Genomic DNA, 6833 nt, shown 5'->3' on the forward strand with positions numbered 1-6833 from the left:
CAGCAAAAAAGTACAGCCATGCTTCCAATTAAAGATTTACAGTATTTTTTCTCTTGAATAATAACCTTCAGAAAAGCAAGGCTACATGCTAAGTAGATAAATAAAAATGACACTACAGAGATATCAATTATTGAAGTCATTTGCTCAGTAAAACTTTTGTTTGACGTTAGAATAAGCAAAATTAACACTCCCAAAGTACTGAGTACTATTCCCCAAAATGGAGCATTATGCTCATTTTTTTTGGAAAAAAATTGCGGCATTAACTTGTCTTTTGCAAGACCCAATGTGACTTGTCCATCAGCTAAAAACCAAGCGTTTAAATTACTTATGGAAACGATAAAAGCAATAACAGAAATAATCAAATACCAATTACCTGGAAACATAATTTTGACTGCGTCAACATATGGCGCTTTTGAACTGGCCAGGTCATTACCACTTATCAATCCCATAATTGAAAGACTATTCATGAAATATATTACAGCAACACAGACCGTTCCAAGCACAATGGCCATTGGTATTGTTTTAGATGGATTATTAACCGATCCTGCAGGTGCTGTTGCTGATTCAAGTCCAATAAAACACCATAGAGTTAAAAGCGTAGATCTGGCAAAAGTTTGCGATATTGTAAAATTTGATACTTCCTCACTTACGATAAAATTATTTCTATCAAAAAAAAATAATCCTGCTATTGGTATTGCAAGAAGTGCAATTATTTTAATAATGGTGAGCAGAAGCTCAACACGGCCAGCAGTAATTACCCCTCTTAAGTTTATTAGCATAATAGCTAAAATTAATATTATTTCTAAAAGCAAACGTATATCTTGTATGTCATCATAAAAAAGTGGAGCTAAATAACCAATACTTGCAATTGTCACAGATGTTGAACTAACCCATGAACTTACCCAATAAGTCCAACCGACAAAGAACGCTGTGTTAGATCCAAAAGCATGCTTCACATAGACATGAGGACCGCCTGTTTGGGGAAATTTTTTGCAAAGCGAAGCAAAAACTAGAGCAAGAGATAAGGCTCCTAAACCAGATATTATCCAACTTATGAGACCGTACATTCCATATGGAGCTAAACTTATTGGTATCATAAAAATTCCAGATCCAATTTGACTACTAATTACTAAAGCAAATACTGCAAAAAAACCTATCTTTTTAGACACAATTATGTTTTGAATTCAATAGGTGAATTGTGATAAAAATATTGAAGAATTCAATAAATAAGTTGAAAGCATTTTATTATTGTAGTACTATATAATTAGTAGTAATAAATTAACATGAGGAAAAATATGATTAATGATTTAATACATGAACAAAAGGTTGATATTTTAAGTAAACTTGAAAGTATAAAAGAAAATGATGTGATTAAAATAGAATCCAGCTTAGATGGCAAATCTATCAATATCGCAATAGGTAATATTCTTAATGGTTCATTTAATAAAAAATTAGAATTGAATAATATAGAGGTTCCTAGAATCAGTGTTTTCTCCAATCTTTTGTGTGAGAATGATGAATGTCATGGTGAAATAACAGCAAATTATAAGTTAATCGCTACAGATTACAACATCAATACTGATCTTAAACTTCCGATTGAAACAAGTAATAAACATAATTTTCATGATAGTATCTGCTTTAAAGATTTGTATATCAATTTAGAAATCTTTGATAAAAATAATAATTACTTAAAAAAATATAGCGCCGAGATTGGTTTAGGGCAGTATGACCATCATAATTATGAGTTCTGTCCTACAATACACAATTTTAACTCTATTGAAGTTTAAGTATCAACTTCTTTCAAATGTACAGAAAGAAAACCTGCATCTAGTAGAAGGTGATTTAAATCATTTAGTTGCACTTCATTTTAAGTTAGAGTAATTGCTAGATTTTTATAACTTTTTAACTGAGGGGTATTTATTGTATGGAGGTGATATGAAAATAATGGTTGGTAGTGCAAGTAAAGAATTGGGAAATGCGCTATCCAGTAAACTTAACATAGAGCTTTCACCTGTTAATATGTCTAGATTTTCTGATGGTGAAACAAATATTGAGATAGCTAGAGGCTTACATAACAATGAAGTTTATATATTGCAATCTATCTCTCCTCCGGTAAATGATAACTTAATGGAGCTTCTTTTAATAATTGATGCAGTTAATAGAGTTGGTGCTAAAAAGATAACAGCTATTATTCCTTATTATGGGTACAGCAGACAAGATAGAATTATTAAAAGTGGCAATATGTCCTCTGCTTTAAGTGCTAAATTAGTTGCGGATTTAATTCGAGTTGCAGGTGTAGATAATATTATTGTTATTGATCTGCATTCAACCCAAGCTGAGGGTTTTTTTGATGCACCGGTTACTAATTTAAGTTGTTTTAATGTATTTATTGATTCTATAAGAACAGAAAGTTCAGTAATTGTTGCACCTGACATTGGAGCAATTAGCAGGGCACGTTCTTTTCTAAAAGCCTTCGAAGAAAAGAAAGATATAAAGTTAAGTCACAATATTGTTGTGATAGATAAGCATAGAGAAAAAGCAGGAGTATCTCATGTTATGAATGTAATAGGGGTTGTTGTAGATAGAGATTGCATAATCATTGATGATATAGTTGACTCTGGCGGCACATTATGTAACGCAGCTTCAGCATTAAAAGATAATGGAGCAAAGTCTGTAATAGCTTGCATAACTCATGGCGTACTTTCTGGAGGTGCAGTAAAAAAAATTAATTCTTCTGTTCTAGATGAGTTAATAATTACAGACACCATATTCCATAAATTTGAAAAAAATAATAAAATTAAAATTATTTCAGTAGTAGATCTTCTATCTGAGCTAATAATCTAAAAGGAGGTCAAATGTCAAACAAATCAACAGCAGATATAATTTCTTCGCTTGTAGAATTTGTAAGCAAAAGACAAGTTACTATCAGCAAAGACGAGATGACGAAAATTGTAAAATTAGTTAGGATTAAGTTATCAGATGATGAGTTTAAACATTATTCTAAAGAGCTTTCAATGTTAGATTGGATACGTGATACTTTATCACATGTTAATACTAAGGATGTGTTGCCAGTACGTTATGGTAGTATAGATAGTGATGAATATATTAGACACGATGTTATAGATTGTGAAGATAAAGAAGATAAGATATTACTCAACACAGAGTCTGAAAATGGATATTTTATAGTACCAAAAGTTGTGAATGATTGAATTTCTTTATAAATAAACTTTAAACAATGCTTAAAAGCAATTTATAATATAAAGACTCTAAACTTTAAGAAGTCAGTAGATAGGTGAAAGTTTAGATTCTAAAAATAGAATTTAGCAAATTTGAAAGCATATATGATAGGGCTATGCTCTTGTCAAGTTAAATAAAGGTATTATAATTATGATTATTTAGATTAGTTTTTTTCATCTTTAATATAAATTGTACTATAGTAAATATTTTGTTATGTTAAGTTTTGCTGGTTTTTTTTCATTCTTTTTAATATTATCTATCATAGTTTTTATACACGAATATGGACATTATATTGTTGCTAAGTTCTTTAAAGTTAAAGTTGAATCTTTTTCTATAGGGCTGGGGCCTGAGATCTTTGGTTTGAATGATAAATCTGGTACTAGGTGGAAATTAAGTTTAGTTCCTTTGGGTGGGTACGTAAAAATGCTAGGTGATACAAATGAAGCAAGTGTTTCAACTGCTGAAAAAGAATTAACTGATGAGGAGAGATTACATGCATTTTGCACAAAGCCATTGTACCAAAAATCAGCCATAATTTTCGCTGGTCCATTTGCAAACATATTGCTTGCAATTGTAGTTTTAACAGTACTCTTTTTTAATAAGGGTAGTAATAATATACAACCTATAGTTGGCAATATTGTAGAAAACAGTCCTGCACAAGAAGCAGGATTATTGCCTGGTGATTCTATAACTTACATGAATGGCCATAAAATAAAACATTTTGATGATATTGTGCGCATGGTCTTACTCAATCCCCCTGAAGAAAAAATTGAAATTCAATATCAAAGAAATAAAGAAGAATATAAAGCTGATCTAAAACCAAGAATCATTGAAGGTGAAGATGCTTTCGGTAATATAATTAAAAAACAAAGTATAGGTATTACTTCCACTAATTTAGTGGAATTTAAAAGCTTATCGATTTTTGCTTCCATAAACAAAGCAATTGAAGAAACTTATCATATGGTATATTCAACAGCGATATCAATTTATCAATTGATCTCAGGAAAAAGGAGTGTTGATGAAATAGGCGGACCAATAAAAATTGCTATGTATTCTGGACAATCAGCAAAAAAAGGTATCTTTACGACTTTATATTTTTTAGCCTTAATTTCTGTTAATATAGGTGTAATTAACTTATTACCGATACCAATTTTAGATGGTGGTCATTTGTTTCAATATATGATAGAGGGTCTTTTTCGCAGAAGAGTAAGTATAAGATATCAAAAATATGCAGCTGCTGTTGGAATATCCATCTTGTTTTCTTTGATGGCTATAGCAGTATTTAATGATGTAAAATATCTTTTTATGTCATAAAGTATGCAACAAACATTTTATGTACTAGTCTTTTTTCTTTTTAGCTGCAATTTTCTTTCTGCTCAAGTTATTGAAAGAATGAAAATAAAAGATATTATATATATTGGAAATGAACGTGTTAGCAATCAAACACTAAGTCTCTATGTAACGCTTAAATCTGGCGATTATATCGATGATGATGTTTTAGATGGAGTATTAAAAAATCTATACAGCACAGGATTATTTAAGGATGTTGATATTCATATTGATGATAAACAAAATCTTAAGGTAATGCTTCAAGAGAATGCTTTGATTAGTAAGTTATTAATAAAAGGCAACAAATTATTCAATGATAAAGACTTAATGACTAATGTAATTAAGTCTAGGCCATTAAATATTTTAAATTATGCGAAACTGCAAAATGATATGATCAACTTGATTAATATGTATAGGAATAGTGGTAAAATGGATGCAAAAATTGAATATGAATTAATTAGCCTTGACAAAAATAGAGCAAATCTTATTTTTAAAATCAATGAAGGTAAAACCTATAAAGTGAAAAATGTAAGATTTATAGGCAATAAAAATTTTTCTGAAGGTGAGTTAAAGAAAGCTATAAATGCACAATATAATAATCTATTTAGTAAATTATTTAGTGCTATTTTTAATGGTGTAAACAATCATTTACCACAATATTTGCTCATTAAAACAGAGATGATTGACTCTTTTTACTCATCACATGGCTATGTTGACAATGACGTACAGCCTATTATTGAAATTGATAATAGTGGTAATAATAGAATTAAGGTACTGTTTTTAATCAAAGAAGGTCGGCAATATCTATTTGGAAAGAATAATGTTAACGTTAATGCCGATATTCAAGATCATAATTTGAATGTAGAAATTCTAAATTTAGTAGAAGAAAATAACGGCAAAGTGTTTAATAGGCTAAAGATTACAAATATATTGGATAGGATGCATAAATTCCTTAATGATAAGGGATATGTGTTTGCAGAAGTTGATGTAGAGTATGAACAACATGAAAACGTGATTGATGTAAATTACAAAATATCTCCAGGCAGCAGAATTTATGTAAATAATATTATTATTGATGGAAATAATCGTACTTTAGATCATGTTATAAGAAGTAAATTAAATATAGCAGAAGGAGATCAATATAATACACTAGAAATTAAGAAAGCACGCAGAAGGTTAGAAAACACTGATTTTTTTGAGTCCGTAAAAATAAACAGTTACAAGATACGTGATGATACTGTTGATTTTCATTTAAATGTAAAAGAAAAGAAAACTGGCAATATTTTTGCATCAGGTGGTATATCTTATCCTGGTGGAGGATTAATAAATATAGAACTTAAAGAAAGAAATCTTTTTGGAACTGGTAAGGAATTATCTTGCATTTTCAATAAGAGCTCACAGTCATCCTTAATAGATATTGGGATTACAGAGAACAACTTTAATAATTCTGATACATCATTAGGTATAAGCGCATTTCATGAATCACAAGATAAACCTAATAGTAGCTTTAGTAGCAGTAATTCAGGTATCATGACGAAGTTATCATACAAAGTCATAGATGATCTGATTCTTTCCCTACGTTATTTTTATAAATACAATAATATTTATAATGTGAGCGATAGTGCATCTATATTAGTAAAAGCACAGAAAGGAGAAAAGAAAATTTCAGCAGTAGGTTATACTTTGAGTTATAACAAATTAGATAATCTATATGAACCAAAAAATGGATATCTCTCGCGATTTAGCCAAGATGTTGCTGGGCTGCCAGGAGGTGACTTGAATTATATAAAATCAGAATTTTTATTTTTTTCTACGCGTTCTCTGCTTAGTAAAATTGATGATAATATAACGCTTAGTGTTAAGGTTGGAGTAGGTTACAATTTTTCGTATACCGATGAAAAGCTAAACCTCAGCCAACACTTTTTTAAGGGTAGTAATGAAATTAGAGGTTTTGATCTTTCTGGTATTGGACCAAGGGATATAGGAACAAAAGCACAGTATTCTCTGGGGGGGAAGTTTTATTTTCATGGAACTGGACAATTAGATTTTCCAATACCAAAATTATATGACCACTCTGGGATCAAAGGATCATTATTTGTTGACTATGCAGCTCTTTCTGGATTAGACTATCAAGATAAAAGCTATATGGACAGTAGGCGTTTAAGAATGTCAACAGGTTTAGGCTTTTCAATGAAGTCTCCTTTTGGTAAATTAAGGTTTTATCAAAGTCTTCCTTACTTAAAGGAAAACCGAAATCAAACCTTAAT

At 30.1% G+C, this 6833-nt stretch carries 6 protein-coding genes; 5 read left to right on the forward strand and 1 reads right to left on the reverse strand.

From position 1 onward, the window contains the following. A partial coding sequence (locus V6U76_RS03875; RefSeq protein ID WP_333023721.1) for an APC family permease occupies positions 1 to 1169 on the reverse strand: 1169 nt, incomplete at its 3' end. A gap of 126 nt (positions 1170 to 1295) precedes the next feature. Between V6U76_RS03875 and V6U76_RS03880 the strand changes: the two genes are divergently transcribed. The 5 genes from V6U76_RS03880 to bamA all read left to right on the forward strand — a co-directional run. Further along, entirely contained in the window at positions 1296 to 1787 is a 492-nt protein-coding gene (locus V6U76_RS03880) for a hypothetical protein (RefSeq protein WP_333023722.1), read from the forward strand. A 148-nt stretch (positions 1788 to 1935) separates the two neighbouring features. Continuing rightward, entirely contained in the window at positions 1936 to 2844 is a 909-nt protein-coding gene (locus V6U76_RS03885; protein WP_333023723.1) for a ribose-phosphate diphosphokinase, read from the forward strand. An 11-nt stretch (positions 2845 to 2855) separates the two neighbouring features. After that, a complete protein-coding gene (locus V6U76_RS03890) occupies positions 2856 to 3209 on the forward strand; it encodes an Asp-tRNA(Asn)/Glu-tRNA(Gln) amidotransferase subunit GatC (RefSeq protein WP_333023724.1) in 354 nt (117 codons plus the stop codon). A 241-nt stretch (positions 3210 to 3450) separates the two neighbouring features. Next, positions 3451 to 4551 carry an RIP metalloprotease RseP gene (gene rseP, locus V6U76_RS03895; protein WP_333023725.1) on the forward strand — a complete coding sequence of 367 codons (1101 nt, stop codon included), beginning with the start codon at positions 3451 to 3453 and terminating at the stop codon, positions 4549 to 4551. 3 nt (positions 4552 to 4554) lie between these two features. Beyond that, on the forward strand, positions 4555 to 6833 hold a 2279-nt coding region (bamA, locus tag V6U76_RS03900), incomplete at its 3' end, for an outer membrane protein assembly factor BamA (protein WP_333023726.1).

Source organism: Wolbachia endosymbiont of Pentidionis agamae, from assembly GCF_036711655.1.
Taxonomy (GTDB): domain Bacteria; phylum Pseudomonadota; class Alphaproteobacteria; order Rickettsiales; family Anaplasmataceae; genus JAZHPY01.